Source organism: Glutamicibacter protophormiae, from assembly GCF_016894325.1.
GTDB lineage: Bacteria > Actinomycetota > Actinomycetes > Actinomycetales > Micrococcaceae > Glutamicibacter > Glutamicibacter protophormiae.
Window position 1 is genome coordinate 3,415,009 of record NZ_CP069806.1, and the last position, 26,993, is coordinate 3,442,001.

General features: G+C 61.8%; 24 protein-coding genes. 8 read left to right on the forward strand and 16 right to left on the reverse strand.

The genetic code is table 11. From position 1 onward, the window contains the following. Position 1 precedes the first annotated feature (1 nt). From JQN66_RS15960 to JQN66_RS15980, 5 genes are all read right to left on the reverse strand, one after another. Positions 2-529, reverse strand: coding sequence for an ASCH domain-containing protein (locus tag JQN66_RS15960; RefSeq protein WP_204675896.1), 528 nt, complete (start codon positions 527-529; stop codon positions 2-4). A gap of 9 nt (positions 530-538) precedes the next feature. Next, a complete protein-coding gene (locus JQN66_RS15965) occupies positions 539-2,731 on the reverse strand; it encodes a sigma-70 family RNA polymerase sigma factor (protein ID WP_204675897.1) in 2,193 nt (730 codons plus the stop codon). 476 nt (positions 2,732-3,207) lie between these two features. Further along, positions 3,208-5,031, reverse strand: a complete 1,824-nt coding sequence (locus JQN66_RS15970) for an SdrD B-like domain-containing protein (protein WP_204675898.1) — start codon at positions 5,029-5,031, stop codon at positions 3,208-3,210. A gap of 235 nt (positions 5,032-5,266) precedes the next feature. Continuing rightward, positions 5,267-5,761 (reverse strand): hypothetical protein, encoded by a 495-nt coding sequence (locus tag JQN66_RS15975; RefSeq protein ID WP_188948139.1) that lies wholly within the window; start codon positions 5,759-5,761, stop codon positions 5,267-5,269. After that, positions 5,754-7,301, reverse strand: coding sequence for a sodium/proline symporter (locus tag JQN66_RS15980; protein WP_188948138.1), 1,548 nt, complete (start codon positions 7,299-7,301; stop codon positions 5,754-5,756). Before JQN66_RS15980 ends, JQN66_RS15975 begins: the two co-directional genes overlap by 8 nt. 282 nt (positions 7,302-7,583) lie before the next feature. On the opposite strand from JQN66_RS15980, the gene JQN66_RS15985 reads away from it, so the two are divergent. Next, on the forward strand, positions 7,584-9,137 hold the full coding sequence (locus JQN66_RS15985; RefSeq protein WP_204675899.1) for a PucR family transcriptional regulator: 1,554 nt from the start codon (positions 7,584-7,586) through the stop codon (positions 9,135-9,137). A 58-nt stretch (positions 9,138-9,195) separates the two neighbouring features. Here JQN66_RS15985 and JQN66_RS15990 read toward each other — a convergent pair whose 3' ends face one another. From JQN66_RS15990 to JQN66_RS16025, 8 genes are all read right to left on the reverse strand, one after another. Next, positions 9,196-9,687 (reverse strand): DUF4411 family protein, encoded by a 492-nt coding sequence (locus JQN66_RS15990; RefSeq protein WP_204675900.1) that lies wholly within the window; start codon positions 9,685-9,687, stop codon positions 9,196-9,198. 2 nt (positions 9,688-9,689) lie between these two features. Continuing rightward, entirely contained in the window at positions 9,690-10,367 is a 678-nt protein-coding gene (locus JQN66_RS15995) for an ImmA/IrrE family metallo-endopeptidase (protein ID WP_204675901.1), read from the reverse strand. A 150-nt stretch (positions 10,368-10,517) separates the two neighbouring features. After that, positions 10,518-10,766 carry a hypothetical protein gene (locus JQN66_RS16000; protein ID WP_204675902.1) on the reverse strand — a complete coding sequence of 83 codons (249 nt, stop codon included), beginning with the start codon at positions 10,764-10,766 and terminating at the stop codon, positions 10,518-10,520. Positions 10,767-10,959: 193 nt separating this feature from the next. After that, the gene (locus JQN66_RS16005) at positions 10,960-11,901 is read right to left on the reverse strand and encodes a zeta toxin family protein (RefSeq protein ID WP_204675903.1); all 942 of its coding nucleotides are present in this window, start codon (positions 11,899-11,901) and stop codon (positions 10,960-10,962) included. 160 nt (positions 11,902-12,061) lie between these two features. Then, a complete protein-coding gene (gene allB, locus JQN66_RS16010; protein WP_204675904.1) occupies positions 12,062-13,444 on the reverse strand; it encodes an allantoinase AllB in 1,383 nt (460 codons plus the stop codon). Between the two features lie 144 nt (positions 13,445-13,588). Beyond that, positions 13,589-15,382, reverse strand: a complete 1,794-nt coding sequence (gene gcl / locus JQN66_RS16015) for a glyoxylate carboligase (RefSeq protein WP_204675905.1) — start codon at positions 15,380-15,382, stop codon at positions 13,589-13,591. Between the two features lie 322 nt (positions 15,383-15,704). Next, positions 15,705-16,604 (reverse strand): 2-hydroxy-3-oxopropionate reductase, encoded by a 900-nt coding sequence (locus tag JQN66_RS16020; protein WP_204675906.1) that lies wholly within the window; start codon positions 16,602-16,604, stop codon positions 15,705-15,707. 37 nt (positions 16,605-16,641) lie between these two features. After that, a complete protein-coding gene (locus JQN66_RS16025; RefSeq protein WP_204675907.1) occupies positions 16,642-17,439 on the reverse strand; it encodes a hydroxypyruvate isomerase family protein in 798 nt (265 codons plus the stop codon). A gap of 482 nt (positions 17,440-17,921) precedes the next feature. Here JQN66_RS16025 and JQN66_RS18630 point away from each other — a divergent pair, with 482 nt between their 5' ends. The 3 genes from JQN66_RS18630 (at position 17,922) to JQN66_RS16035 (ending at position 20,467) form a co-directional block, all read left to right on the forward strand. Then, positions 17,922-18,047, forward strand: coding sequence for a hypothetical protein (locus JQN66_RS18630; RefSeq protein WP_275439042.1), 126 nt, complete (start codon positions 17,922-17,924; stop codon positions 18,045-18,047). A gap of 130 nt (positions 18,048-18,177) precedes the next feature. Then, entirely contained in the window at positions 18,178-19,707 is a 1,530-nt protein-coding gene (locus JQN66_RS16030) for an NCS1 family nucleobase:cation symporter-1 (RefSeq protein ID WP_239464062.1), read from the forward strand. Between the two features lie 10 nt (positions 19,708-19,717). Beyond that, the gene (locus JQN66_RS16035) at positions 19,718-20,467 is read left to right on the forward strand and encodes an aspartate/glutamate racemase family protein (RefSeq protein WP_204675909.1); all 750 of its coding nucleotides are present in this window, start codon (positions 19,718-19,720) and stop codon (positions 20,465-20,467) included. 137 nt (positions 20,468-20,604) lie between these two features. On the opposite strand, the gene JQN66_RS16040 is transcribed toward JQN66_RS16035, so the two are convergent. Together JQN66_RS16040 and JQN66_RS16045 are read right to left on the reverse strand one after the other, a co-directional pair. After that, positions 20,605-22,035, reverse strand: a complete 1,431-nt coding sequence (locus JQN66_RS16040) for an APC family permease (RefSeq protein WP_204675910.1) — start codon at positions 22,033-22,035, stop codon at positions 20,605-20,607. Positions 22,036-22,399: 364 nt separating this feature from the next. After that, positions 22,400-23,080 (reverse strand): SDR family oxidoreductase, encoded by a 681-nt coding sequence (locus tag JQN66_RS16045; protein WP_204675911.1) that lies wholly within the window; start codon positions 23,078-23,080, stop codon positions 22,400-22,402. A gap of 197 nt (positions 23,081-23,277) precedes the next feature. On the opposite strand from JQN66_RS16045, the gene JQN66_RS16050 reads away from it, so the two are divergent. Further along, complete coding sequence (locus JQN66_RS16050) at positions 23,278-23,496, forward strand: hypervirulence associated TUDOR domain-containing protein (protein ID WP_188948124.1); 219 nt, start codon at positions 23,278-23,280, stop codon at positions 23,494-23,496. A gap of 3 nt (positions 23,497-23,499) precedes the next feature. Next, a complete protein-coding gene (locus JQN66_RS16055) occupies positions 23,500-24,030 on the forward strand; it encodes a DUF488 domain-containing protein (RefSeq protein ID WP_204675912.1) in 531 nt (176 codons plus the stop codon). Here the strand turns inward: JQN66_RS16055 and JQN66_RS16060 are convergent. Beyond that, a complete protein-coding gene (locus tag JQN66_RS16060; protein ID WP_204675913.1) occupies positions 24,020-24,616 on the reverse strand; it encodes a GNAT family N-acetyltransferase in 597 nt (198 codons plus the stop codon). The two genes, JQN66_RS16055 and JQN66_RS16060, sit on opposite strands and share 11 nt — an antisense overlap. 302 nt (positions 24,617-24,918) lie before the next feature. On the opposite strand from JQN66_RS16060, the gene JQN66_RS16065 reads away from it, so the two are divergent. Next, the gene (locus JQN66_RS16065) at positions 24,919-25,905 is read left to right on the forward strand and encodes a siderophore ABC transporter substrate-binding protein (protein ID WP_188948121.1); all 987 of its coding nucleotides are present in this window, start codon (positions 24,919-24,921) and stop codon (positions 25,903-25,905) included. 87 nt (positions 25,906-25,992) lie between these two features. After that, positions 25,993-26,973, forward strand: a complete 981-nt coding sequence (locus JQN66_RS16070) for an ABC transporter permease (protein WP_204675914.1) — start codon at positions 25,993-25,995, stop codon at positions 26,971-26,973. Positions 26,974-26,993 lie beyond the last annotated feature (20 nt).

The following is a 26,993-nucleotide window of genomic DNA, read 5'->3' on the forward strand; positions in this document are numbered from 1 at the left end:
CTCACGAAGGGGGAGAATCAGCGAATTCCGGCGGCCAGCAGATCTCGTCGCGTTCAAGCAATAGCTCCTCGCCCGGCTGTGTGGTCTGCTCCGGCGTCCAGTCGCGGCCGATCTCTGCCTGGGTGCGCGTCCAGTATTCCCGGTGCACCCGACGCCAGTACTCCAGCGACAGGTCTCCCTCGCCTTCGGCGGCGGCGAAGTCGGCGGGCACGTCGAAGAAGCTGGAGCGCTGCACCGAAACCACGCGCTGGATGATCCGGGGCTCTCCCCTGCCGTCGCAGACGATCCAATGGTCCCCTTCGCGGGGCTCACGTTCACCGTAGTGGGCGTACTCGTTCGCCAGCGAGGATGTCGCGCGCTTGGAGCCGTGCATGACCTCATGCAGCAGCTCATCGGCCAGCGCGGCGTTGTCCCCGTAGCATTCGACTACATGGTGCGGCGCGGCGCCGGGCTCAATGGAAGACGCGGCGAGGTACTCGCGCCACATGGCTTCGGCGGCTTCCAGGTTCAGTTCGGGCAAATCGCTCATACGCAGATCCTACTTGCGGCGTCCCATGTTGAACTCCTTGCGGAAGTCCGGCTGTGACGGCATGGTGAATCGGGCTTTCTGGTTGTCCCGGTCTATGAGCACGCGTACCTTAAGCACCGCGTCTCCAGTGCAGGACAACGATATGCGGCCGAATCCCCTACCGGATTGCTCGCAGTTCTTGCTTGCATTCGCCCAGCTGATCTCGGCGCGTTCGAATTCAAGCTCCAGCACGTACTGTTGCTCCGGGTTGCTTGGAATGACCGTGAACTCATAGATAGGCAGAACCCTTCCGCTGACCCGCTGCATGGAAATCTGCACTGGTTCAGCTGATTCCTCATCATCCGGTACTTCTGGTTCTTCCGATGGGTCGGATGTCGGCTCGTCGGTAGGCTCCGCCGACGGTATCTCAGTGGCTTCAGGAGAGGGTTCCGAAGTCGGCTCCACCGTGGGCTCCACAGTCGGTTCTACCGTCGGTTCCACAGTCGGTTCTACCTTCGGTTCCACAGTCGGCTCCACCGTGGGCTCAACCGTCGGTTCCACAGTCGGCTCCACCGTGGGCTCAACCGTCGGTTCCACAGTCGGCTCCACCGTGGGCTCAACCGTCGGTTCCACAGTCGGCTCCACCGTGGGCTCAACCGTCGGTTCCACAGTCGGCTCCACCGTGGGCTCAACCGTCGGTTCCACAGTCGGCTCCACCGTGGGCTCAACCGTCGGTTCCACAGTCGGCTCCACAGTCGGTTCTACCGTGGGCTCAACCGTCGGTTCCACAGTCGGCTCCACCGTGGGCTCAACCGTCGGTTCCACAGTCGGCTCCACCGTGGGCTCAACCGTCGGTTCCACAGTCGGCTCCACCGTGGGCTCAACCGTCGGTTCCACAGTGGGCGAGGAGGAAGGTTCGGTCGTCCAATCACCCACAGGCTGTGTTCCATCGGTTGTTGGCTGGGCGCTCGGTAACAGCATAGTAAAGGGTGCAGCTGTTGATGCCGCTTCCGATGGCACATTCAAGGACGCTGCAACGAGCAAGGGGACTTCCCTATGCTCGATGTCCAACACAAATTTGGAAAAAGACGGACGATCTCCAAACGCGTTCCGGGCATGACCCCCGCTGGGTGCAGTGAATGCTTGAGCACTCGGGATCGGACTTTGCGCCACGTCGTTAGCGGCCAGTGTAGCGTCTCGATCAGTATCGGAGACCCTGAGTGGTAGAAACCCGGCGGCCGATGCGGCGACTGCGACCGTTGCCAATCCGGCTCCAACGCTCACTCCAATAGCAGCGATACCGCCCCCGGTAATACCCGTTCCCAAACCCGTCGCTGCTGTCGCAGAGACCGCCGGCGTGGCTCCTGATCCAGCTGAAAGGGCAGCAACTGACCCTGCGGAAACGACAGTGCCGGACAATACGCCACCAGCAGCAGACAGTCCTAGGGCAGTCGTACCTCCAACAATCAACGGAAGAACGTACGCCCGCAGCTTTATTCCGATCTGGTTCAATTCACCATAAACTGCAGAACAGCCACTACAGCCAGCAAGGTGCGCCTTGGCAGCACGGTGATGGCGGTTGCTGGCGTTTCCTCGGATGATTGCCGGCAGTAGCTTTCGTACTTCCACACAACCGGAAGCCAGCTCAACTTGCTGGTTAAGATGTGCGGCTAAATAAGCCTCGCGCAAACCTTCACGTGCACGCACCGCAAGCGCGGAGACAGCGTTGGGCGTGAGCCCCAAGAGCGGCGCGATGTCCCTGGGACGCATGTCTTCGACTTCCATATGCCAAAGAACTGCCCGCCAACGTTCAGGCAATGATTTGAAGGCGCTTATTACAAAAGTTGCTTCAGCACGCTGCAGCACCTCATCGGCATACCGATCCCCCGGCTCAAACTCGCGAACATCATCGGTCACCACGTGTTTGGATGCAATTGCGTTCCGGGCAAAAGCCTCGCGAGAAACGACGGTGAGAAGATAGGCACGGAAGAACTCATCGGGCCCTGCACCACAGCGAAGGCACTCGAAGACCCTGAGGAATGACTCTGAAACAACATCTTCGGCCTCGGTAGGCGTATCGATATGGCGGTAGGCAACAGCCAAAGCCAACTGTTTATGGCGTCGGTACAGCTGTGCTTCCGACTCCCGATTTCCATTTCGAACACCAAGAATCAAGTCTGCATCGCTGACCTCGCCGAAGCGTTTGCCTGAATCGATCGTCATTGCGCCCCATTCGCCTCGTTTAACTCAATGCGACTTGCCGTCTGCTGGATTCCCTTCCGCGAACTTGGCTACCCTGCTTATCCCCAAACAAGTAGCGAAACCCAGCTTTGATGACTATACCGAGAAACCGACAAACGTACGAAACGTCCGTTTGAAAAGCGATTCGGTATTCAACATGAGCTACATAGAAATATGGCACCTCCGCCGGCCGTACGCATTGCATCCCCCATGTATCAATGCAAGTCGTTCGGCCGCCGCGGCGCTTCTAACCATTGCGAGTGGTTCGTGTAGGCGATGAAACGAGAACTGCTTGTTCAACCGCCTGTATTGGTTAAGAGTGCGACCGATCTAATTCATGACGCGATTACGCAAAATTTCTAGAAAGATTTTTCTGGACGAAAAGCAAAGAGCGCCGGATGAGCAGTCCCCACGAATGGTTTCTGCGCATCCGGCGCTCGATCAGCCGTTAGCCGTGATTAGCTGTGGCGACCACGGCTGCGGCGAGTGATCAGCACACCCGCTGCGGCCAGCAACAGACCGGCAATCAGGACAGCCAGCGCAGTGAAGCCCGTGCTTGCCAGATTGTCCTTTCCTTCGGCAGTTGGATCTTCAGAAGCATTCGGCTCCTGTGGATCCTCCGCCGAACCACTCGAATCGCCAGAGCCAGATGGCTCAGACGGAAGCGGCTCAGTCGGCTCAGACGGAAGCGGTGGCTCGATCGGAGTCCATGGCAACGGCTTCTGGAAACCGAAGTCCAAGGTTGGATCACGGTCCCCGTCCTTAGCTAGGCCCTCCGACTTAGCTTCCCAAGTCGACGAATCCTTATCACGATCGCCACGGTTCTCCGGAGTCGGCACGTAATCCTTCAGCGCGTCCTTCGAAGCTTCCTTATCGATCTTGACGGTGTACGACTCGCCATCCTTCAGAACCGGAAGGTTCTCGAAGGTGTACTTGCCGTTTTCATCGGTAGTGATTGGGCCGACAGGGTTGCCGTTCACATCAGTGACAGGCTCGCCATCCGGACCGACGATGATCAGCACGACACCCTTGATACCGTTTTCATCGTCATCCTGAATGCCATCCGCATCCTCGTCGAACCATACGTAGTCGCCCACGGAAACCTTCGGCTTCACGAAGCCGAAGTCCAGAGTGTCGTCGCGCTGGTTGTTCTCGGTCAGTCCTTCAGACTTGGCTTCCCAAGTTGAAGAGTCTTCGCTGCGGTCTCCCTCGTTTTCAAGGGTCGGAATGTACGGAGCCAGCGGCTCCTGCGAAGCCTCACGATCGATCTTGACGGTGTACGACTCGCCGTCCTTCAGAACCGGAAGGTTCTCGAAGTTGTACTTGCCGTTTTCATCGGTAGCAACAGGGCCAACCGGTTCACCATAGATATCGGTGACTGGCTTGCCGTCCGGACCAACAATGGTCAGAACGACATCCTTGATGCCGAGCTCGCCGTCATCCTGCTTGCCATCCCGGTTGGCATCAGCCCAGACGTAGTCGCCAACCGAAACCTTCGGAACAATGAAGCCGAAGTCCAGGGTGAGATCTTCGTCCTTATCCTTGGTCAGACCCTCGGTCGTAGCTTCCCACACCGACGAGTCATTCTCGCGGTTGTCATCGGTCACGATCGTTGGCACGTATGGAGCCAGAGGTTCCTTGGATGCTTCTCGATCGATCTTGACGGTGTACGACTCGTCATCCTTGAGGACCGGCAGGTTCTCGAAGATGTACTTGCCGTTCTCATCGGACGTCACCGGGCCAACAGGGTTGCCGAAGACATCGGTCACGGGCTTGCCATCCGGACCCACAATGACCAGAACGACATCCTTGATGCCCTTCTCGCCCTCGTCCTGGATACCGTCGCGGTTCTCGTCGACCCACACGTAGTCGCCCACGGTGACCTTTGGCAGCACGAAACCGAAGTCCAGCGTGAGGTCTTCGTTTCCGTCCGTGGTCAGGCCCTCGGACTTAGCTTCCCAAGTCGAGGAATCCTGATCACGGTCGCCATCGGTTTCGATGGTTGGGATGTACGGAGCCAGTGCTTCCTTCGAGGCGTCCTGGTCGATAGTGACCGCGTACGACTCGTTTTCGCCCAGAACCGGGAGGTTCTGGAACAGGTACTTGCCGTGCTCATCGGTGGTCACCGGGCCAACCGGATTGCCGAAGACATCGATCAAAGGATTGCCATCCGGACCGGCAATGGTCAGAACAACATCCTCGAGGCCATTCTCGTCAGCATCCTGGATACCGTCACGGTCCTCGTCAACCCAGACGTAGTCACCCAGAGCCGGATCAAGCAACCATCAATGCCGAAGTATCAAACGAAGTACCGTTGAAGTTGCAGAATACGGCAATCACAATCGCAACGTACGAGTCATTGCCGGGCCCTTCACCCTGCTTTGGTGACGGGTGGCTATGGCAGCTTTGGGCGAGCGCCTGTGGCTTGAAGTCTTGTTGTGCCCGTCCCCGTTGACACACTGATACCCCGGACTCAACATTTCGATTCCGGGGCACCAGCCATTATAAACTTTTGGGTCAAGACTCGATGAAGAAATATCCGCCGTTTAGGCCATCCACGATGACCCGGTAGTTTCTTCCCTGGATCCGGACGTCCAGAATCCAGTTGGGTTTCCAGACTTTTTCTACGGAAGCAGTTTCCTTCACGCCGCCTTTCCACGCGAGACGGGCCTTTCTCAGCGCAGCCGTGGACAAGAGTGCCTTCGCACGCTGGCGTGCTGTTTCAAACGAAATACTATTCCAGCTTGGGTCGGAGACCGCTTCCACGTCGTCGACTTCAAGGACTGGATCGCTCTCCCAGCGATCGCTGATAAACGCCTTGCCGGAATAGTAGTCCACCAAGGCGCGGGCAGTTTCCCCACGACCTGCGAGCGCAGGTACGTGGAACTCAAACCCGGCGAAGGGGTGACGTCTCAGGCTGGCCGAAACAACCTCAAGGTCCGGTGCCTTGGCCTGAAGAACTTTCGCAGCGTGCTCAGCGTCGACAATGGTCTTCAGCAGAATTTCATTCATGACGCCCAGCCATTTCAGCCTGCCCTGCAAGCAGCTGGTCCTGACCCAGCAGAAGCTTCGCCGGGATAGGGCCGACCTTGGCGGTCTCGTCCAGGGCGCGGACAATACGCTCCGGAACTGGATGGGATTTTTGCGATGCCAACGAGCCGATGATCATGGCTGCGGTCGATGCAACGATACCCGTCACCATCGGGTCGATGCCCGTAGTGTCCGGCAGACCGGAAACCTGCCAGAAGACGGAAACCAAGGTACCGGCAATCATCGACGAAATCGCGCCAACAGTATTGGCCTTCTTCCACCAGACCGCGCAAACATAGGACGGCACAAACGCGCTGCCAAGAACGGTGGTGGAGAAGATCACGACGGCGGCAACAGCTGGCGGATCGAAAGCTGCAATTCCGTAGCCCACCAAGGCCAAGGCCAACACCGTAATGCGGGAAACCCACACCATCTGGCCATCGCTCATCTTCTTGTTGATGAACCTGGCGTAGATATCCTGGCTGGCAATAGTTCCAGCCTGCAGGAGGAGCGCGTCCGCGGTAGACATGATCGCTGCCATGATCGCGGCCATCACGATGCCCACGGCAAAGGTCGGCAGTACTGCATCTGCCACCGCAAAAATCGCGGTTTCCGGGTTCGCCAGATTAGGCAGCAGGATCAATGCGAACATGCCCACCAGATACGGCCCCGGGATGAACAGAAGGTTGAAGATCACCGAGTAGACACCGGCAGTTCGGGCCACCGAGGGCTTCTTCATCGCCATGTGGCTGACGACTACGTGCGGCCACCCCATGTAGCCGATGGAGAACACGAGCAGTGCGCCGAGGATGACACCCCACTGGCCCTCGAAACCGAGATCGGCTCCCCACATGGTAAGCATGTTCGGGTTGATTTCACCGATGGCATTGTTTCCTGCGGTAAAGCCGCCGATGGCGATCAGGGTCGCAATGAGGATCCAAACCATGCCGATCACCATGATGATTGCCTGCACGAAGTCGGTGTAAGCCACAGCCAGGTATCCGCCCATGAAGGTGTACAGCACGATGACGCCGATGGCGATGGCCAGGGCCACCGGGAAGGAAACGCCGGAGACCATCTCAAGTCCTCGCCCGCCGGCGATGAACTGAGCCAGCACGTAGAAGAACATGCAGAACAGCGCCACTGGTGCCGCGATGAGGCGGATCCACTTTGACGGGTAGCGGTGCTCCAGGTATTCGATCGAGGTGATGGAACCCAGGATCTGCGAGAGCTTGCGCATCCTTCGGCCCAGAACGGACAGGTTCAGGATGCCGCCACCAAGGTCGCCCAAGGCGTACCACATGCCGAAGTAGCCTTGGGTGTAGCCGAGCGATCCGGCGCCCATGAACATGTAGCCGGACATCGAGGAGCTCTGCAGGCGCAATGCGGTCACTCCGGGCCCGAGGCTGCGGCCTCCCAGAAGGAATCCTTCAGAATCCGCATTGCCTCGCTTCATTGCCCAGAACCCGATCCCTGCCATGGCGAGGAAGTAGATGATCAGGAAAACAATTTCAATGCTCACAGTTCATCCTTCGCATCTTCTCGTTTCCAACCACGGCTTAACCACATGAATCCGGCTGTATATAGGACCCATGCGGCAGGAACCGCAAGGATCACAAAGGTCGTGAATGCTGGTAACCCGAACATGACGACGTACCTCCTTGTACTTCAAACACTCTGTATCATGTGAAGCAGATCACTGATGAATCTAGTGATAGCAAGCTTTCCATAGAGCAGGAGGTCCCGAACAGTGGCAATCCGTGAGGATTCTTCGGCTTTCCATACAGTCTGTCCGGAAGGCTCCATGCTTACCGTTGAACAGCTGCTTCGTATGCCTTCCGTGCTTGTTGGCAGGCCACAGGTTTTTGCGACACCGGATGAACTGCTGCGCACCATTGGATGGGCCCACATTCTGGAAAACTTCGAAGCAGCTGAATTCCTTCGTGGCAATGAGCTAGTCCTGACCACTGCGATTGGTTGGGACGAAGATCCGGACTTCGAACGCTACGCGGCGAGCATGGCGCAGCTGAACGTAGCGGCACTGGTTCTGGAACTCAGCGAACGTTTGCCCGCTGTTCCCCAAGGATTGGTGGACGCCTGCAATAATTTCGCGCTTCCCTTGATCGTGATGCACAGGCCAGTCGCCTTCGTCGAAATTACCGAGGCGATCCACCAATGGCTTTTCGCCCAGCAAACCCAAAGGGTCAAAGCCGGTCGTGAAATTACCGAGCACTTCACGAAAAGCATGCATCAAGGCACTCCCACGGACGCCATTCTCATGGATTGCGCACGCATGCTATCCAGTACCGTGCTCCTTGAGGATTCCGGTTACAACATCCAGAACTATGCTTCCGTGGACATCCTGCCCAGGAATTACTTTGAGCAGTGGCAGCATCGTTCACGGGCATCCCACAATTCTGGCAACTCGGACAGGCATGCCGTTCCCATCCGAATGCACGGAAAGCTTTTCGGTTCGCTCATCTGCCCGAAGGAGGCTGCGCACCCAGCCGGTGTCGAACACGTACTGACCATGGCCGCCACCGCCATTGGAGCAGACCTCCTGCGGCGTCCTGAATCCCGGCTGTGGAGCTTGGGCACCGGCAGAGGGCTCCTCGAAGACCTGCAAAGCGGAATGGAAAGCAATCTGGAGTTCGTGCACGGACAGTTGGAAGCTGCCGGGCTTCCGATTGAGGATTCAGTCCTTCACGGATTCGCCATTCGGCTGGCCGGAGGCAGCGACTTCCAGCTTGCAGCAAACGAACTCGAGTCAAAACTTCGGCCGCTGGCCAACTGCCTGATCGGAGTAATCCGAGCACCTCATCCCAAGCTCTTTGGCATATTTTCCTACCGGCATGATCTTCGAGGTTCATTCGATCTCGCGCAACTACGCAAGATACGTTCAGCGGCCTGCTTCGACGGTGCACTTTACCTGGGTCCAGCCGCACGAGGACTCGCCCAAGGGCAGAACTCCATGAATCAAGCTGTCGCGGCTTGCGATCTAGGGCTGAATAGCCGTGATGAACTCGTTCATGCGGCGGACTACCCATTGGCTCTGCTCGCCCACGAGCTTCGTCATGAGCCCACCCTGCAGCGCCTTCCTCAGGAACAACTTTCCGGAATCCTCGCTTTGGATACCAGGCGCCGGATCGAATTTCTCCGTGTGCTCGAGGCATATCTGGCTTCTCCGACCAACAGGTCCCAGGCTGCGTCCTTGAGCCACCTGTCGCGTTCGGTGTTTTACCAGCGGTTGACTGCACTGGAACAACTTCTGGAGGCAGACATCAACGACGCACGTACGCTGACGATCCTGACCTTGAGCCTGCTGGTTTACCGTCAAAGCCATCAAGAAGCTTCGTAGCAGCCAACAGAACAATACCGGTTGACGGCTGCTTCCTGACCCTGTGACGAAGTCGCCGTTACGGTTCATCCAGAACGAGCGTGGCATGTTCTTGTTCAAGCATCGTAAAATGATCGGTCCAAGAAACGCCCAAATGATCACATGCCTCAGGAATCTTGATTCTCTTCCGCGCGCGATGATCGGGCTGTTCGTGTGTAGCGACAATGAGTTCATGAGCATGCGCGAACGCCACGAGATAACAGTCAGCCACAGATAGGAATTCGCTCGAGGCTGCCGGAGTGAATCGTCCGCTTGTTCTCGCCCACGAAGCAAGTTCACGAAGGCTCCTCACCATTGCAGCGTCCCCGCCAACGAATATCGGTGCGTTGTGTTTTGCCCATTCGGCCAGTTCGTCTTCACCCGCCGCGATCTCGTTATAGACCTTGTCGATGCTGCACACTGTTCCAGCGTCGTATTCCCGCTCTGGCCAACGCCAAAATCCCGGCGCAATTGCGAAACCATAGTGGTGGTTCTTCGCGGCGATAAAAACGTTGGCGTCAAGCAAGTACATGGCTATCCGACTCCGAGCTCTTTGGCCAAGTTCACGAACGTAGAAAACTTTTTCGTTCCCAGAAGCCGATAGGCGTCGCCTTGCAGTGTGCGTCCCGTTTTAGTGTCTCGAATAAGCGCTCTCGCGAATTCCCGGCTGACCCGCAATGGATGCGTCTTGTAGAAATTTCCACCACTTGGCTTGGGCTGTCTTTCCAGCAGCTCAGCCAAACGGAGTTTTTCTTCCCGATAGCGCGAGTCGAATTCGTCCCATTCGACTTTCCCCGCCTCGTAGACCCTCTTCGACACAATCAAGGTGCTCACCTTGAATTCCCTGGCCATGCGCTGGAGTTCTTCCAACGCAACTGAATTCCTGCAGGTACGCTCGAACAGCGAGGTTGGAACCAGGACTTCTGCGGCGACTCGACTGCACCAACGTTCATTGGCATAGCTGGACTCAGAATTCCCGCTCAATTCATCTAAGCCGGACTGGCCTAGCCAAAGGTGGCAGATCTCGTGCACCAGGGTAAATATTTGCGCGACCTTCGTATCGGCACCGTTGACGAAGACGACGGGTGCGATATCGTCGGATAAAACAAATCCGCGGAACTCTGAAACATCGAGTTTGCGACTCGTCGACGTCCCGACGATCCCGCTGATTATCACGAGCATTCCCGCCCGCTCAGCGGCCTCGACCAGCATCGAACGCGCGTCCGTTCAGGTTGTCCATTGCCTGCGCATGTCCTCGTTCAACCCGAGTTGGGCAGAAACCAGCGCCGCGGCTGTCTGCAGGTTGGTATTGGTGGTCAACGAACCAACGAAGGCCAAAGGCTCATGTCCATTATTAATCGCTTATCTCCGGTACCAGTCCTGCCGGCGCTCGCAAATGTATATGGAATCAAGCAAATTGACGCTTGGCGAAGACAGGTGGGCATCTGCGACAGTCCGGTAGTCGGGAATCGGCACGGTCTCAACGGGTACTTCCGCCAGTAGCAGGTCGCCAATGGCCGTATGCGTTTTCTGCGCCAAGTGTTCAAGCTGCGTCATTGTTGGATCATCTTCGCCGTTCAGCCACTGGGGCAGGGCATGAAACTGGCCCACGAGCTCATCAACCTTCAGCCCGGAGCGCGCCAAGGCCTATTCGATGAGTGCCGGTTCAACCGGGACTTTGAACGAGGTAGTCATGATGCTCCAAGGGTCCGCTTCCTTCAGTCTACGTTCGGAAACGATATTAATCGCCGAATCCAACACCTACGCGAATCCTCATCGCTGCCGGATTCCGGCCAACGGGAAGTCAGTTGCTCGGGGTTTCCAGCAACTCCGCGCCATGTCCGGATCTGGACATATCCACCTCCAGCACACCGAAGTCGTCCGCATCCGCGGTATCGCTGTCGGCAGTGCGGTACGCGCGGTAGCGCAGCACCGCAGGCGACTCGAAGGCCAGTTTCTCCGCAACGATTTCAGGCTTGGACTTGTCGCCCGGGGCGTCGAAAACCTTGCGCGCAAACTGGTACGGAACCCAGCGGGCGCCCAAATCGTCCTCGCCAGCAAGCGAGGCCTCATAGGCTTCCTCCCAGCGCTGGGTGATGCGCTGCTGCGAAACCTCGAACGGCACACGCACCTCCACGATCTCGACACGGTAGCCTGCCTCGTCCAACTCGGCAATCAGCTGCTGGGCTCCATCTGCCGAGTGCAGGACCTTGTCCACCACGATATTCAGCCCCTCGGCAATACATTGGCTGCGCAACTGGGTGGAGAGCTGGGAGGATTCTTCATGCACCAAGGTCGCCAGTTCCAGTGGGAAGAACTCTTCCCCGGCGGCTTCGCGCTGATGGACTTCTTCGGGTTTGATCGTGCTCTCGTAACTGCCGTCGGCTTGCGCTTGGCGCAATAGCAGCTCCTTGAACTCATCGGCATCGAGCACCAGATAATCCTCCAGGTGCTCGCCGAGCAGCTCCTTGAGCAAGGTGCTCTTCCCGGCCCCCGGTGCGCCAGCAATAATGACAGCGTGCCGCTCTTGCTTGGCCTGAGGCCACTTCCGGCGATATTCGGATTTCAACCGTTCGTGCAGCATGCGGCGCTCAGGCTTGGGCTTCATGGTGTCGCCTCCGTCCTGGTAGAACCAGTCGGGGTTGCTCACCGTGATGTTCGACGAATCCTGAGCCAGTGCCTCGCCCGGACGCGACATGCGGTCCACGGTGCGCCGGTGGTGTTCAATGTCCTCTTTTGCCGTCACGTGCATTTCCTTCCTTTTCCCAACACCGTAGCGGCGCCGCCAGCCATGGCGCGAAAACCTTGTCGGGAATTCCAGCCAGCATCCAGCAAAAACACCCCAAGATGCCACCGGCATCCGGCGGCATCCTGGGGTGTTCGGGTCTGATCGGGTCTGATCGGTTTTAGGCTTCGCCTCGGCGGATCAGCTTGCCTGTGGGGGTCTCGAAGTCCACGTCGTTGCCGGCAACGATCGAACGGCGCACCACGCCGGCCAGGGTCTTGCCGTGGTACGGGGAGATCGGGTTCTTGTGGTGCAGCTTCTTTACGTCCACCACGAAAGCGGCCTCCGGGGCGAAGAGCGCGAAGTCCGCGTCGTTGCCCAGGGCGATGGATCCCTTGTTCTTCAGGCCTGCCAGCTCGGCTGGCTTCACGGCCATCCACTGCACGACCTGTTCCAGCGCGATGCCGCGCTTCTGCGCCTCGGTCCAGATCAACGGCAGCCCCAGCTGCAGCGAGGCGACGCCGCCCCAGGCCACGCCGAAGTCGCCGTTCTCCACGTCCTTCAGGTCGATGGTCGAGGGCGAGTGGTCAGAAACGATGCAGTCGATAATGCCCTCTTCCAGTCCCTTCCACAGCAGCTCGCGGTTGGAGGCCTCGCGGATCGGCGGGCAGCACTTGTAGGCGGTGGCGCCGTTCGGAATCTCCTCTGCCAGCAGCGTCAGGTAGTGCGGGCAGGTTTCCACGGTGATCTTCACGCCGTCCGCCTTGGCGGTCTTGATCATCGCCAGCGCGTCCGAACTGGACAGGTGCAGCACGTGGGCGCGCACCCCGGTCCAGCGGGCGCGCTCGATCACCTGGGCGATCGCCACGTTCTCCGCGCCGCGCGGACGCGACTTCAGGAAACGCTCGTATTGGTCGCCCTCGGCGGCCGGGGCGTGGTCGATGGCGCTGGAGTCCTCGGCGTGCACGATCATCAGCGAGTCGAAGGACTTCAGGACCTCCATGTCCTCTTCCATCTCGTCCACGGTCAACGCCGGGAACTCGTCCACGCCGGAGTGCAGCAGGAAGCACTTGAAGCCGAAAACTCCGGCATCGTGCAACTCGCGCAGATTGCCCTTGTTGCCCGGGATCGCCCCGCCCCAGAAGCCGATGTTCACATAGGCCTTGGGCTTCGCGGCGGCCTTCTTGATCTTCAGCGCTTCCAGATCCACCGTCGGCGGAATCGTGTTCAGCGGCATGTCGATAATGGTGGTGACACCGCCTGCGGCGGCGGCCTTGGTGGCGGACTCGAAGCCCTCCCACTCGGTGCGGCCCGGCTCGTTCACGTGGACGTGGGTGTCCACCAACCCCGGCAGCAGCACCTCATCGGCACCGACGTCGATCACGCGTTCGCCCTGCAGGTTGTTGTCCAGGGGTTCGATCGCGACGATCTTGCCGTCGCGCACGCCGATTTCCCGCGCGGAGATGCCCGCGGTGGTCAAGATGCGCTCCCCGCGCAGCACCAGATCATACTGGGTCGCGGCGGATGACCGGGCGTCGTGTTCAACAGCTTCGTTGATGCTCATGAGGCGTTCCTACTCGTTTGAAATCTTTGCTCTGGTGCCCAAGCTCTCTTCAAGCTTAGTTGGTTGTGGCGCGGGACACACCCTTTTCGGTGAACCGGTGTCCCGCGCCAAACGTAGTGGTGACTAGGCAGTGACGACTGGCCTCTAGGCATCCACGGTGGCATTGTCGTCCAGCGGCACCAACGCGGTTGGCGCATCGCCGGGCTCCAATGCCAGGTCTTCAAATTCATTGACGGCATCCAGCTGCGCGCCCATCGCGATGTTGGTGACCTTCTCCAGGATCACTTCCACCACCACCGGAACCCGGTGCTCGTCGGCCAGCGCGTTGGCCTGCGCGAAGGCATCGGCCAGCTTGGCAGGGTCGGTCACGCGCACGGCCTTGCAGCCCAGGCCCTCGGCGACCTTGACGTGGTCAACGCCGTAGCCGTTGGTCTCCGGGGAGTTGATGTTGTCGAAGCCCAGCGAGACGTGGTAATCCATCTCGAACGGGCGCTGCGACTGGCGGATCAAGCCCAGGTAGGAGTTGTTCACCACCACGTGCACGTACGGCAGCTTGAACTGCGCGCCCACGGCCAGCTCCTCGATCATGAACTGGAAGTCGTAGTCCCCGGACAGGGCCACCACGCGCTCGCCCGGCTTGCCGCGCACCACACCCAGGGCGGCCGGTCCGGTCCAGCCCAGCGGGCCGGCCTGCCCGGCGTTGATCCACTTGCGCGGGCCGTACACGTGCAGCATCTGCGCGCCGGCGATCTGGCTCAGGCCGATGGTGGACACGTAGGTGGTGTCCTGGCCGAAGGCCGCGTTCATCTCCTGGTATACGCGCTGCGGCTTGATCGGGATGTTCTCGAAGTTGGTCTTGCGATGGCCTGTGGACTTGCGGGCGGTGGCCGCCGCGGCCCACTGAGAGTAGTTCGGCAGGGTGCCGGCGGCCTTGCGCTCGCGCACGACCTGAAGGATCTTCTCGATCGCCGCGCCGGCGTCGGAGGCGATGCCCAGGTCCGGGGAGAACACCCGCCCGATCTGGGTGGACTCGATGTCCACGTGGATGAACTTGCGTCCCGCGCGGTAGGTGTCCAGCGCCCCGGTGTGGCGGTTGGCCCAGCGGTTGCCCAGGCCCAGCACCACGTCGGATTCCAGGAAGGTGGCGTTGCCGTACTTGGTGTGGGTCTGGATGCCGACCATGCCCGACTGCAGGCGGTGGTCATCCGGGATGGCGCCCCAGCCCATCAGGGTCGGGGACACCGGGATGTTCAGCTCCTCGGCCAGCTCGACCAGCTTCCCGGAGGCGTTGGCGTTGATCACGCCGCCGCCGGCGATGATGATCGGCTTCTTGCCGCTGGTCAGCAGGTCGACGATCTTCTCCGCCTGGCCTCGGGTGGCCTTGGGCTTTTCCACCGGCAGCGGCTCGTAGGCGTCGATGTCGAAGTCGATCTCCGCCAGCTGCACGTTGATCGGCAGGTCCAGCAGCACCGGGCCGGGACGCGAGGAGCGCATGACCTGGAAGGCCTTGGCGAAGGTGCCCGGAACCAGCCCCGGCTCCAGGATGGTGGAGGCGTACTTGGTGACCGGCTTGGCGATGGACTCGATGTCCACGGCCTGGAAGTCCTCCTTGTGCAGCACGTGGGTGGGTGCCTGGCCGGTGATGCACAGCATCGGGATGGAGTCGGCGATCGCCGCGTACAGGCCGGTGATCATGTCGGTGCCGGCCGGGCCGGAGGTGCCCAGGCACAGGCCGATCTTTCCGGTGGCCCGCGAGTAGCCGTCAGCCGCGTGGCTGGCGCCCTCCACGTGGCGGTGCAGGGTGTGGCGGATGCCGCCGTGCTGCTTCATCGCCGAGTACAGCGGGTTGATGGCGGCGCCGGGCAGGCCGAAGGCCTCGGTGGCGCCTTCCTTTTCCAGAATCAGCACAATGGCGTCTACAGCGCGCATTTTGGCCATGGGGTTCACTTCCTAAGAATTTTCGGGTGCCCTGCGCCGGCGGACCTGGGCGGGAAACGCCGGCGGCGGGTCATGGGGAGAGAAGGAGGTAGTGTCCTGCGGCGAGCCCCCGGGCGCATGAGTCACCATGACTTCGCGCCCTTGAGCATCGGATTCCGGCACTGAACTGGAACAGAGCTCAGTGCGCGCCGCTGATGTTTTCTTGTGCGGCGCCGTGTCATCACCGGCAGCAAGTCAGCAGCATCTTCGGGATCGGCGCGCGGCCGGGGATCCGAGGGGTTGAAGGTGCCCGGAGGGTCCGCCGCAGGAAGTTTTCAGTCGGCTAGGCGCCGACGGTTGCTTCGACCTTGCCCGACAGGCGCTGTACGCCGCGGAAGAGGCCCGAGTGGTCCAGCGCGCCGTCGCCGCTGGCCACGGTGGAAGTCACCAGCTGGGCGACCAGTGCGCCGAGCGGCAGCACCACGCCGGCCTCGCGGGCGGCCGAGGTGACGATGCCCATGTCCTTGTTGTGCAGGGCCAGGCGGAAGCCCGGGGCGAAGTCGCGGTCCAGGATCTTCTGGGCCTTCTGGTTGAGCACCGCGGAGCCGGCCAGGCCGCCGCCGAGGACCTTGATCGCGGAATCGGTGTCCACGCCGTAGGCCTCCAGGAACACCACCGCTTCGCTCAGCGCCTGGATATTGGCGGCGACGATCAGCTGGTTGGCGGCCTTCACCGTCTGCCCGGAACCCGAAGGGCCGACCAACACGATGGTTTTGCCCACCGCGCCCAGCACGGCCGCGGCGGCGTCGAAGTCAGCCGGTTCGCCGCCGACCATGATGGACAGCACCCCGTCGATCGCGCCGGCCTCGCCGCCGGAGACCGGGGCATCCAGCGGGCGCAGTCCCGCGGCGCGGGCGTCGGCGGCCAGGCGGACCGAGACGTCCGGGCGGATCGAGGAGTTGTCGATCCACAGGGCGCCGGCCTTCGCGTTGGCGAAGACTCCGTCCTTGCCGGAGACGACCGCTTCCACGTCCGGGGAGTCCGGCACCATGGTGATCACGACGTCCGCATCCTGCACCGCTTCGGCAACGGATCCGGCGCCCTTTCCGCCGGCTGCGGCCAGCGCGTCGATGGCTTTCTGGCTGCGGTTGTAGCCGGTCACGGTGAAGCCGGCGTTGACCAGGTTCTTCGCCATTGGCAGGCCCATGATTCCCAGGCCGATGAATGCTACGTGCTGCGACATGTCTCTACTCCAAAAGTCGTGGTGGTGCGATGGGTGCTTAGGCGCTGGCGGAGGCGGTCTTCAGCCAGTCGAAGGCGGTGGCCGCGTCCTGCTTGTATTCAAGGGAGACCTTGCCGGTGTAGCCCAGCTCGCGGGAGCGGCTGATCCAATCCAGCAGCGGCAGGGTGCCGGTGCCCGGCGCGCCGCGGCCCGGCGCATCGGCGATCTGGATGTGCCCGAAGTCCTTGGCGTGCGCCTCGATGATGGCGGCGACGTCGTCGCCGTTGACCGCCAGGTGGTAGAAGTCCGCCAGCAGCGCGATGTTCTTCCCGCCGGCCGCCGTGACCGCGTCCACGACCGCGAGTGCGTCCGCGGCGGTCTTCAGCGGGTAGGCCTCGGTGCCGGAGACCGGCTCGATCAGCACGGTGCCGCCGATCTTGGCGACTCCCGCGGTGGCGGCGAGCAGGTTCTTCACCGCCAGCTCGTCCTGCTCCGCCGCGGTGAAGCCGTCCAGGCGGTTGCCGTACAGGGCGTTGAAGGAGGTGCAGCCGGTGGCTTCGCCGATGGCGGCGACCACTTCCACGTTGTCCTTGAATTCTCCGCAACGTCCCTTCCAAGAGACCAGACCGCGGTCGCCGGCCGGCATGTCGCCGGCGAAGAAGTTCAGTCCGTCCAGTTGCACGCCGGCGTTCTTGATGGAAGCAACGAATTCGTCGACCTGCTTGTCGGTCGGAACGGCTTCCGCGAAGGGCCACCAGAACTCGACGCTGTCGAAGCCGGCGGCCTTGGCCGCCGCGGCGCGCTCCAGGAGGGGGAGTTCGGTGAGCAGGATCGAGCAGTTCAGAGTGTACGACACTGGTTTTCCCTTCGAGACCTTGCCCCAAGATTCCGCTTTATGGAATTTGGGTTTTGCTTTATGAAAACTGTAGGGCGAGATCCGCGTCACTGTCAAGCGCCTTCCCATTCATGGCGCCGCACCACGTTCCGGGCGACGAAATCAGGCCCCAACCAAGCTTCAACAGGACCCCCTCGGGCTCGAATCTTCCGCAGAACTTCCGCCAGTCGGATAAAACACGTCGGGATTTTTCCGTCAAGACCGCCTAAATCCACAGGGGCATCGCAATCCGGATCCACCAACCCAAGGAAGGCGGCGAGCTCGCTCACTGCCTCGACAGCTCTCCCATCAGCGCAAACCCTAGCGACTCCTCCACTCCCCTTGGTTCCCGCAATGCGGAATCGATATTTTCTATTGCGATAATGTGACCCAGCGCATACAGTTAATTCACCAAGCACGATTGGCACATATCTCGGAGTCAGAATTAACGCTCAGGAGCAGCCATGCAGAATTATTTCAGCACGGAGCACAGCATGAACCCGGACTACGGAACCCCGCTTCCGGTCCTGTCGTTCTCCGGCACGCCTGCCGAGTTCTATCTGAACTTCGGCATGCCGATCTACCCGTAGCGCGTTTCCCGCAGCCGTCGAACCTCCACGCGTTCAGACCCGCCGCGCACGCCTACCAATAGATCCCGCCGCCTGCCACCGTCCAGGCTTTCCGCCTCCCGGCCGCGGCCCCTGTTAAAGGATGTCCATCATGGCGCAGAACACGCCTCAAGCTTCGCATGCCGTTCCGGCAGAAATCGGGCACGAGCGGTCGGGAATCGACCGCGCCAACCCCTATGAGCTCAGCCCCTCGCTCTACAACCAGGACCTCGCCCCGACCACCCGCTCCGGCCGCACCTGGAGCGCCTACAGCATCTTCACCCTGTGGGCCAACGACGTGCATTCGCTGGGCAACTACGCCTTCGCCATCGGGCTCTTCGCCCTGGGCATGAGCGGCTGGCAGATCCTCGGAGCGCTGGGAATCGGCGCGATCCTGCTCTTCGCGCTACTGACCCTCTCCGGGTTCATGGGCGAGAAGACCGGCGTGCCGTTCCCGGTGATGAGCCGCATCGCCTTCGGCATCACCGGCGCACAGATCCCGGCGCTGCTGCGCGGGGCCGTGGCCATCGCCTGGTTCGGCATCCAGACCTATCTGGCCTCCCAGGTGCTCTCCGTCATGGTCATCGCCGTGGCGCCAGGCGCCGCGGGCCTGACCGAGACCAACTTCCTGGGCCTGAACTCGCTGGGCTGGATCTGCTTCGTGGCCCTGTGGGCCATCCAGCTGGTCATCGTCAGCTACGGCATGGAGATGATCCGCAAGTACGAGGCCTTCGCCGGGCCGATCATCCTGGTGACCTTCCTGGCGCTGGCCATCTGGATGCTCGTCGAATCAGGCTTCAACGTCTCGATGCACACCGGAACCCCGAAGTCCGGATTGGACATGTGGCTGGGCATGCTCGGCGCCGCCGCCCTCTGGGTCTCCATCTACGGCACCTTCGTGCTGAACTTCTGCGATTTCACCCGCGGCGCACGCTCGAAGAAGGCCATCGTCAAGGGCAACTTCTTCGGCATCCCGATCAACATGCTGTTCTTCGGCGCCATCGTGGTCGTGCTGACCGGCACGCAGTTCTCCATCAACGGGGAAATCATCAGTTCGCCGTCCGACGTGGTCGAGGCGATCCCGAACACCTTCCTGCTGCTGCTGGCCTCCGGCGCACTGCTGGTGCTGACCATCGCGGTGAACCTGATGGCGAACTTCGTCGCGCCAACCTACGCACTGACCAACCTGTTCCCCAAGCACCTGAACTTCCGCAAGGCGGCGCTGATCTCCGGGGTGATCGGCCTGGTCATCCTGCCGTGGAACCTGTACAACTCCCCCGAGATCATCAACTACTTCCTGGGCGGCCTGGGCGCTCTGCTCGGCCCGCTGTTCGGCATCATCATGGCCGACTACTGGCTGGTGCGCCGCGCACGCATCAACGTCATGGACCTGTACCGCGCGGAGCCCGGGGGAACCTACTACTACACCCGTGGTTTCAACTACCGTGCGGTCGCCGCGCTGGCCATCAGCTCCATCATCGCGCTGCTGTTGGCTTTTGTCCCCGCCCTGCACGTGGTCGGCGCCTTCGCCTGGTTCCTGGGTTCCGGCGCCGGCGCGCTGGCCTACCTGCTGCTGGCCAAGCGGCACCAGAACCTCGTCGACCTGGACGGCGAAGCCATCGCCGTCACCCCGAAGCACTAAGGAGCCGAACATGCGCATTCTCGTACTGAACGTGAACACCACCGCGTCCATGACCCGCGCGATCGGCGACTCCGCGCGCCAGGTCGCCTCCCCCGGCACAGAAATCGTGGAGCTGACCCCGGACTTCGGCGCCGACAGCTGCGAGGGCAACTTCGAAAGCTACCTGGCCGCGCTGGCCGTCATGGACAAGGTCGCGAACTACACCGAACCCTTCGACGCGGTCATCCAGGCCGGCTATGGCGAGCACGGCCGCGAGGGCCTGCAGGAGCTGCTGGACGTTCCGGTCGTGGACATCACCGAAGCCGCCGCCTCCACCGCCCAGTTCCTGGGCCACAAGTACTCGGTGATCACCACCCTGGACCGGGCCGTGCCGCTGATCGAGGACCGGCTGAAGCTGGCGGGGCTGACCGACCGGCTGGCCTCGGTGCGCGCCAGCGGGTTGGGGGTGCTCGAGCTGGAATCCGACCCGCAGCGCGCGGTGGAAGCCATCGTCGAGCAGTCCCGCGCCGCCGTGGAACAGGACAAGGCCGAGGTCATCTGTCTGGGCTGCGGCGGCATGGCGGAGCTGGAGGAACAGGTGGCCGCGGCCACGGGAGTACCTATCGTCGACGGGGTCCGCGCTGCGGTCACCATCGCCGAATCGCTGGTCCGCATGGGGCTGAGCACCTCCAAGGTGCGCACCTACGCCCCGCCGCGTCCCAAGCAGATCACCGGCTGGCCCATCACCCGCCAGCCCTCCGACGCCGGGACGCGCGCCTAGCAAACAGGGAGTCCCGGCCTAGTTGCCGCACAGAAACCCGTCCTAGACTCGTAAGTACCTCATGAAGGTGCGAGTGATGACATGGAATTCCCCGCTGCTGACGCAGCGGGGAATTCCGCTCTTAAGCCGCTACCCCGTCAGCCGAAGAAAAGTTCCCGCCGCCGTGCCAGAACCGGCCCAGCGACCAGCCCGGAAGCCAGCAGCACCAGCACCCCGATGGAGAACGGCCCGTAGCTCTCCTCCCCCACCAGCAACGGCAGGTTGGCTAGGATGATGGCCAGGAAGCCGAGCAGCCCGACCAGGCCCAGCCCGGGAGCCACCCGGCGCTGCCAGCGGGGACCACTAGGTTGCTGGCGTGCGAAGAAGGCCAGCACGGCTACCGAGGTCAGCGTCAACAGCAGCACGATACCCACCGAAGAGATCCCGCCGAGCCAGGTGTAGAACTGGCTGATCGGATCAAGCCGCAGCACCACGGCCGCCACCACCAGCAGTCCGACGACAAGCGAGGCCAGCAACGAAGCCGCGGCCGGAGAGCCGAAACTCGGGTGCGGCCGGCCCAGCGCCGCGGGCAGCACTCCCCGGTTCCCGAGCTGGAAGAAGTACCGCGAGGCAATGTTGTGGAAGGACAGGATGCAGGCGAACAGGCTGGTCACGAACAACAGCTGGACGATGTGCCCGCCGGCGGCTCGGAGGTAGGCCTCGGTGGTGCTCTGCAGGATGGTGCCGGGGTTCTGGGCGACCTTCTTCACGATGTCGCTTTCGCCGTTCGCGCTGATCAGCACCCAGCTGGAAATCGTGTAGAAGGCGCCGATCGAAATCAGCGAAATATATGTCGCCCGCGGAATGGTGCGCTGCGGATCCCTCGCTTCATCGCGGAACACGGCGGTGGCCTCGAACCCCACGAAGCTGAGGATCGCGAACAGGATTCCCATGCCCGGCGCTCCGGAGACGATCTGCGCAGGCGTCACGAACCCGGTGGCAAAACCCTCGGGTCCGCCGCCGGAGAGGATCACGACCGCGTCAAGCACCAGCACGATTGCCACCTCCGCGATCAGCAGCACCGCCAGCAGCTTTCCGGACAGCTCGATGTTCAGGTAGCCGAACAGGCTGCCGACAATGAAGCCCGCCGCGGCCCACACCCACCAGGGCAACACAGGTCCTCCATAGGACTGGACAAGTTCAGCCAGCCCCGGGCCGAAGAGCCCGAAAACACCGGCTTCCAAGGCAAGGTAGGCAAGCAGGGCCACGAATGCCGCGCCCAGCCCCAGTCCCTTGCCCATACCGGTTCCCACGTAGGCATAGAACGCACCGGCGTTCGGCACGAAATGGGTCATCTGGGTGAACCCCACCGAAAACAGCAGAAGAACCACGGTCGCGATGACGAATGAAAAGGGGAAACCGGCCCCGTTGCCCGACGCGATGCCCAGCGGGACCGGGCCTCCGATCACGCCGAGGGGCGATGCCGCCGCCACGACGATAAAGACGATGGAAGCCACCGAGAGGTTACCGCGCAACCTGCCGCGGTTTTCGCGGCCGGTCGCGCCGGCGGGAGCAAGTGTTTGAGTCATGGCCGAGGTACTTTCAGTGATGCAGAATCGAAGGTTTTGGCTCAACAGTAGGAGCCGTTGCCGCCCGGACGAAGGCACCCGAAACCTGGGGTCAACTACTGTCACATCCACTAGGCCCGCCGGTCATATTCACCTTGGTTCTGCGTCGCAGGCGACCGCCTGCCCGTCTTCCAACGTCTCGCAACGACATAGTCCCAACATGCAGCCATCAGCTCCCGGCGGGCGGAATCATCCAAACCGACCCAAGGAGCAGTGGGCCGCAGCCGCAGATCGGCGATCACCTGGCAACTGCGAGCCGATGCGACGGCAGAACAAAACCCCCGTGGAATTCACGGGGGTTACATGTCCTGCAGATAGGGGAGCGCTAGCTCCAGGCTTCCTCCATCGGGGTCTGCCCGTCGAAGAAGTTCGCTGTCTGGCGGATGAGCAGGCCCTTGTCGATCACCAGTGCAATCGCCTCGGCGACGTTTTCGCGGGAAGTGTCGGACGAGGCAAGATCGCTGCCATCGATCTTGCCCGACTCGTCGGCAACATCGACCTTGCCCGTCGCCGGCCCCAATGTGAGCGCGCCCGGGCCGAGAATCGTATAGTCCAGGTCCGAGTCGCGCAGCGCTTCGTCCGCATCGTGCTTGGCACGGGCGTAGGGGTAGAAGGAGTGCGCTGGATCGAGGTTGTCGGCGTCGACCAAGGCGCGAGCGTAGGACACCATCACAAATCGCTTCACACCGCTTTGCCGGGCCGCGCGGATCGCTCGGGTTGCCGCCTCGAAGTCCACCGCGTTGGTACGGCGGGGATCACCGCCCCCGGCCCCCGCGGAGAAGACGATCGCCTTCGCGCCGTCAAATACGGCGGCCAGCTCGTCCATCCCCGCACGTTCGATATCGAGCAGCACGGGGTTGGCCGATGCGGCCTCGACATCCGAGGCATGCTCCGGATTCCGGATCAGCGCGTCGACTGCGAACCCCTTGGCCTTCAATTTGGGGGCAGCCAGCAATGCGATCTTGCCATGTCCGCCAAGGATGACTACTCGTGGTGATTCGGTCATGAACCGTCCCTTCCTAGTTGGTCTTCACGTCGCATAACCTCACGGTTCGCCCCACTATTCCATAGCCGCGAGCAGTGGAGGCCCGATCCGGACAGAACTCCCGGCTCCCGCTCGGACTTCAACCGGGCAGCCCCCATGAACGGTTGCTCCCTCCCTGCCCGGCTGGTTCAATGGCCGTAACCACCAAGGAGATTGCCATGGCACACAGATTCAAGGTCGGCGACCACGTCTCGTGGAATTCCGAGGCCGGTCGCGTTTCGGGCCGCATCACCGAAATCCACGAGCAGGACTTCGACTACAAGGGGCATACCCGCCGGGCGTCCCCGGACGATCCGCAATACGAAATCAAGAGCGACAAGACCGATCACATCGCGGCGCACAAGGGCCAGGCGCTCCGGCTGCTCAAAGACGACTAGACCATGCCGGAGCCGACCATACTGACCATTGGCCATTCGAACCACAGCATCGAGCAATTCATCGAACTGCTGCGCGAGAATGAAGTGCAGACCGTCGTCGACGTGCGCAAGCTGCGCGGATCCACCAAGTATCCGCAGTTCAACGCCGATGCCCTGGGCACCTCGCTGGCGGAATGCGGAATCGCGCTGCAAGCCTCCCCGGCTCTCGCCGGCCGGCGCCCGGTGAGCACGACGGTTCCGTTCGACACCAATGCATGGTGGGACAACAGGAGTTTCCACAACTACGCCGACCATGCGCTGAGCCAAGTTTTTGTCGACGCCGCGCAGGATCTGGTGGCGCGGGCCGAGCAGGAGCGCTTGGCGCTGATGTGCTCCGAGGCCGTATGGTGGCGATGCCACCGGAGGATCATCGCCGACCACCTGCTGGCGCGTGGAGCCAAGGTCTTGCATCTTGTCGCTTCAGCATCGGAAGCAGAACTCACCTCGGGCGCGGTGATCGGCCCGGGGCATCGGGTGACCTACCCTAAGCGGTGACCAGCTCGCCCCATTCATCGGCCAGCATCGCGTACACCACGCCGTCCATCCATTCGCCGTTGCGGTGCAGCCCGTTGCGGCGGTTGTAGGACTCACGGCGCATTCCGACGCGCTCCATGAGTTTCCACGACCGATCGTTGGCCGCGAAGCTCTCTGCGACCACGCGGCGCAGGCCAAGCGCGCCGAAGCTCAGTTCGAGCACCGCGCGAACCGCCTCGGTGGCATAGCCTTTCCCGGCGTAGGCCGGGTCGAAGCTCCAGCCGATCTCTGCTTCAACGCATCTGGTCTGGTCCAGAATTTCGCTCTGGCCCCAGCCGTCGTGCACCTTGAGCATGACGGTGCCGATCAGCACCTTGTTGCCGTCGTCCCCAGCGATCTCCACCGCGACGTCGCGGTGGATCCGGCCCTCGGAGAGGAAATGCTCCCGATACTCCCCGAAGGTCGCAGGAGCCGCGGTGATCCATTCGGTGACTTCGGGAAGCTGGCGATACCGCCAGGTGGCTTCAAGATCCTCGGATTCGAGCCTGCGCAGGGACAGGCGTTCGGTCGCCACGGGCCAGGCCACTTTGTTCAGGGAATCTTCCATACCAAAAAGCCTAATCCATGGGCCGATCCGGCCGGTTTCGCCGGCGACCAGGCCCGGTGCGCGCAACCGCAAGTCACAAATAGCCAACTTTTCCGGTTGCAATTAGCAACTAATCATCTTAGGTTCATCTACCAAAGCCCGGAAATCCGCGGATTTTGGCTCAGATTAGCCAATGCGAACCTACTTTATGTGTCCCACACAACAGGACAGCGGCTTAACGTATTTACTACAGCTAAGGCTAAGCTAATACTTAGATCACTTGTTCCAGCAACCGCGACGGTTGCCTCGACACGAAGGAAACCATGGCCTCCATGAAGCTTCGCGCAGCAGCCTTGCTGAGCATCGCAGCCCTGTCCCTGACCGCCTGCGGTTCAACCACTTCAGCCGCTTCCGGCGACACCGACAGCGCAGCCAAGACCGTCACCATCACGGACAACGAGGGCGAGAAGAGCGTCGCCACTCCGCCGGCTTCCGTCGTCGCCACCGACAACCGCACCTTCGAAACCCTGTCCGACTGGGGCGTGGAGCTGAAGGCCGGCGCCGTTGCGCTGATGCCTGACACCATCGCCTACACCAAGGACGAGAAGATCGTCGACCTGGGCAGCCACCGCGAGCCGAACCTGGAAGCGGTCGTCGCAGTCCAGCCCGACCTGATCATCAACGGCCAGCGCTTCACCCAGCACGCCGACAAGCTCAAGGAACTGGCGCCGAAGGCCACCGTGGTGAACCTGGATCCGCGCGACGGCGAGCCGCTGGACACCGAGCTGGAGCGTCAGACCACCGTGCTGGGCGAAATCTTCGGCAAGCAGGATGAAGCCGCCAAGCTGGTCGCCGACCTGCAGGCCGCCGAGAAGCGCGTCACCGACGCCTACAACCCTGAAGACACCGTGATGGGCCTGATCACCTCCGGCGGCGAGTTCGGCTACTCCGCTCCGGGCACCGGCCGCACCGTCGGCCCGCTGTTCGACGTGCTGGGCCTGACCCCGGCGCTGAAGCTTGACGACTCCTCCACCGACCACGAAGGCGACGACGTCTCCGTGGAGGCCATCGCCAAGTCCAACCCGGACTGGATCATCCTGATGGACCGCGATGCGGCCGTCGAGGCGGACGCCGAAGGCTACAAGCCGGCCAAGGAACTGCTGGAGAACTCCGAGGCGCTGAAGAACGTCACCGCCGCCAAGGAAGGCCACGTCGTCATCATGCCGGCGGACACCTACACCAACGAAGGCATCCAGACCTACACCGAATTCCTCAACGAATTCGCTGACGCCCTGGAAGCGGCGAAGTAATCACACCGCGCATCACAGCGTAGAAGTGGCGGGACCGAACACGGTCCCGCCGCTTTGCACCATCACCACACATTCATCGGCGGCCTCATGACTACCACGTTGTCCACACCCCGCACCAAGGGCAGGCTCTTCAGCTGGCAGCTGCTCCTGGGCATCATCGGTGTGCTCATCCTCCTGGCGTTCTCCCTGTTCACTGGCGTCTACGACATCTTCGGCGCCCAGGACGGCGCGCAGATGTTCGCCATCACCCGTATTCCGCGCACCATCGCACTGGTGCTGGCCGGGGCGGCGATGGCGATGAGCGGGCTGGTCATGCAGCTGCTGACGCAGAACCGGTTCGTCGAGCCGACGACCACCGGCACCACCGAATGGGCGGGCCTGGGCCTGCTGGTGATGCTGGTGCTCTTCCCGCAGGCGACCCTCCTGTCCAAGATGGCAGTGGCGATCCTCTTCGCCTTCGCCGGCACCATGCTCTTTTTCCTCTTCCTGCGCCGCGTCTCGCTGAAGGCCTCGCTGACCGTCCCGATCGTGGGCATCATGCTGGGCTCGGTGGTCGGGGCGTTTTCCACGTTCCTGGCGCTGACCACCGACAAGCTGCAGTCGCTGGGCATCTGGCTGGCCGGCTCGTTCACCTCGGTGATCCGCGGGCAGTACGAGGTGCTGTGGATCGTGGCCGCCGTGGCGGTGGCGATCTTCATCGTCGCGGACCGCTTCACCGTCGCCGGGCTGGGCGAGGAGATCGCCACCAACGTGGGGCTGAACTACCGCAACGTGATGCTGCTGGGCACCGCGCTGATCGCCGTGGCCACCGGCGTGGTGACCGTGGTAATCGGCAACCTGCCGTTCCTGGGTCTGATCGTGCCGAACCTCGTGTCCATGGTGCGCGGCGACGACCTGCGCAGCAACCTGCCGTGGGTGTGCCTGCTGGGCATCGCGATCACCACCGTGTGCGACCTCATCGGCCGCACCATCATCATGCCGTTCGAGATCCCGGTATCGCTGATCCTGGGTGTGGTCGGCTCCGTCGTCTTCATCATCATGCTCCTAAGGCAGCGCAAACGTGGCTAATCTGATTTCACTGCCGGAAC

Excerpts from the sequence above, each read along its gene's own strand:
- allB (WP_204675904.1), bottom strand. The coding sequence starts at position 13,444 with ATGAGCATCAACGAAGCTGTTGAACACGACGCCCGGTCATCCGCCGCG.
- JQN66_RS16050 (WP_188948124.1), top strand. The coding sequence starts at position 23,278 with ATGGCACACAGATTCAAGGTCGGCGACCACGTCTCGTGGAATTCCGAG.
- JQN66_RS16060 (WP_204675913.1), bottom strand. The coding sequence starts at position 24,616 with ATGGAAGATTCCCTGAACAAAGTGGCCTGGCCCGTGGCGACCGAACGC.
- JQN66_RS16035 (WP_204675909.1), top strand. The coding sequence starts at position 19,718 with ATGCGCATTCTCGTACTGAACGTGAACACCACCGCGTCCATGACCCGC.
- JQN66_RS16070 (WP_204675914.1), top strand. The coding sequence starts at position 25,993 with ATGACTACCACGTTGTCCACACCCCGCACCAAGGGCAGGCTCTTCAGC.
- JQN66_RS15960 (WP_204675896.1), bottom strand. The coding sequence starts at position 529 with ATGAGCGATTTGCCCGAACTGAACCTGGAAGCCGCCGAAGCCATGTGG.
- JQN66_RS15990 (WP_204675900.1), bottom strand. The coding sequence starts at position 9,687 with ATGTACTTGCTTGACGCCAACGTTTTTATCGCCGCGAAGAACCACCAC.
- JQN66_RS15975 (WP_188948139.1), bottom strand. The coding sequence starts at position 5,761 with ATGAATGAAATTCTGCTGAAGACCATTGTCGACGCTGAGCACGCTGCG.
- JQN66_RS16055 (WP_204675912.1), top strand. The coding sequence starts at position 23,500 with ATGCCGGAGCCGACCATACTGACCATTGGCCATTCGAACCACAGCATC.
- JQN66_RS16020 (WP_204675906.1), bottom strand. The coding sequence starts at position 16,604 with ATGTCGCAGCACGTAGCATTCATCGGCCTGGGAATCATGGGCCTGCCA.
- gcl (WP_204675905.1), bottom strand. The coding sequence starts at position 15,382 with ATGGCCAAAATGCGCGCTGTAGACGCCATTGTGCTGATTCTGGAAAAG.
- JQN66_RS16040 (WP_204675910.1), bottom strand. The coding sequence starts at position 22,035 with ATGACTCAAACACTTGCTCCCGCCGGCGCGACCGGCCGCGAAAACCGC.
- JQN66_RS18630 (WP_275439042.1), top strand. The coding sequence starts at position 17,922 with ATGCAGAATTATTTCAGCACGGAGCACAGCATGAACCCGGACTACGGA.
- JQN66_RS15965 (WP_204675897.1), bottom strand. The coding sequence starts at position 2,731 with ATGACGATCGATTCAGGCAAACGCTTCGGCGAGGTCAGCGATGCAGAC.
- JQN66_RS16045 (WP_204675911.1), bottom strand. The coding sequence starts at position 23,080 with ATGACCGAATCACCACGAGTAGTCATCCTTGGCGGACATGGCAAGATC.
- JQN66_RS16065 (WP_188948121.1), top strand. The coding sequence starts at position 24,919 with ATGGCCTCCATGAAGCTTCGCGCAGCAGCCTTGCTGAGCATCGCAGCC.
- JQN66_RS15995 (WP_204675901.1), bottom strand. The coding sequence starts at position 10,367 with ATGCTGGTCGAGGCCGCTGAGCGGGCGGGAATGCTCGTGATAATCAGC.
- JQN66_RS15985 (WP_204675899.1), top strand. The coding sequence starts at position 7,584 with ATGCTTACCGTTGAACAGCTGCTTCGTATGCCTTCCGTGCTTGTTGGC.
- JQN66_RS16030 (WP_239464062.1), top strand. The coding sequence starts at position 18,178 with ATGGCGCAGAACACGCCTCAAGCTTCGCATGCCGTTCCGGCAGAAATC.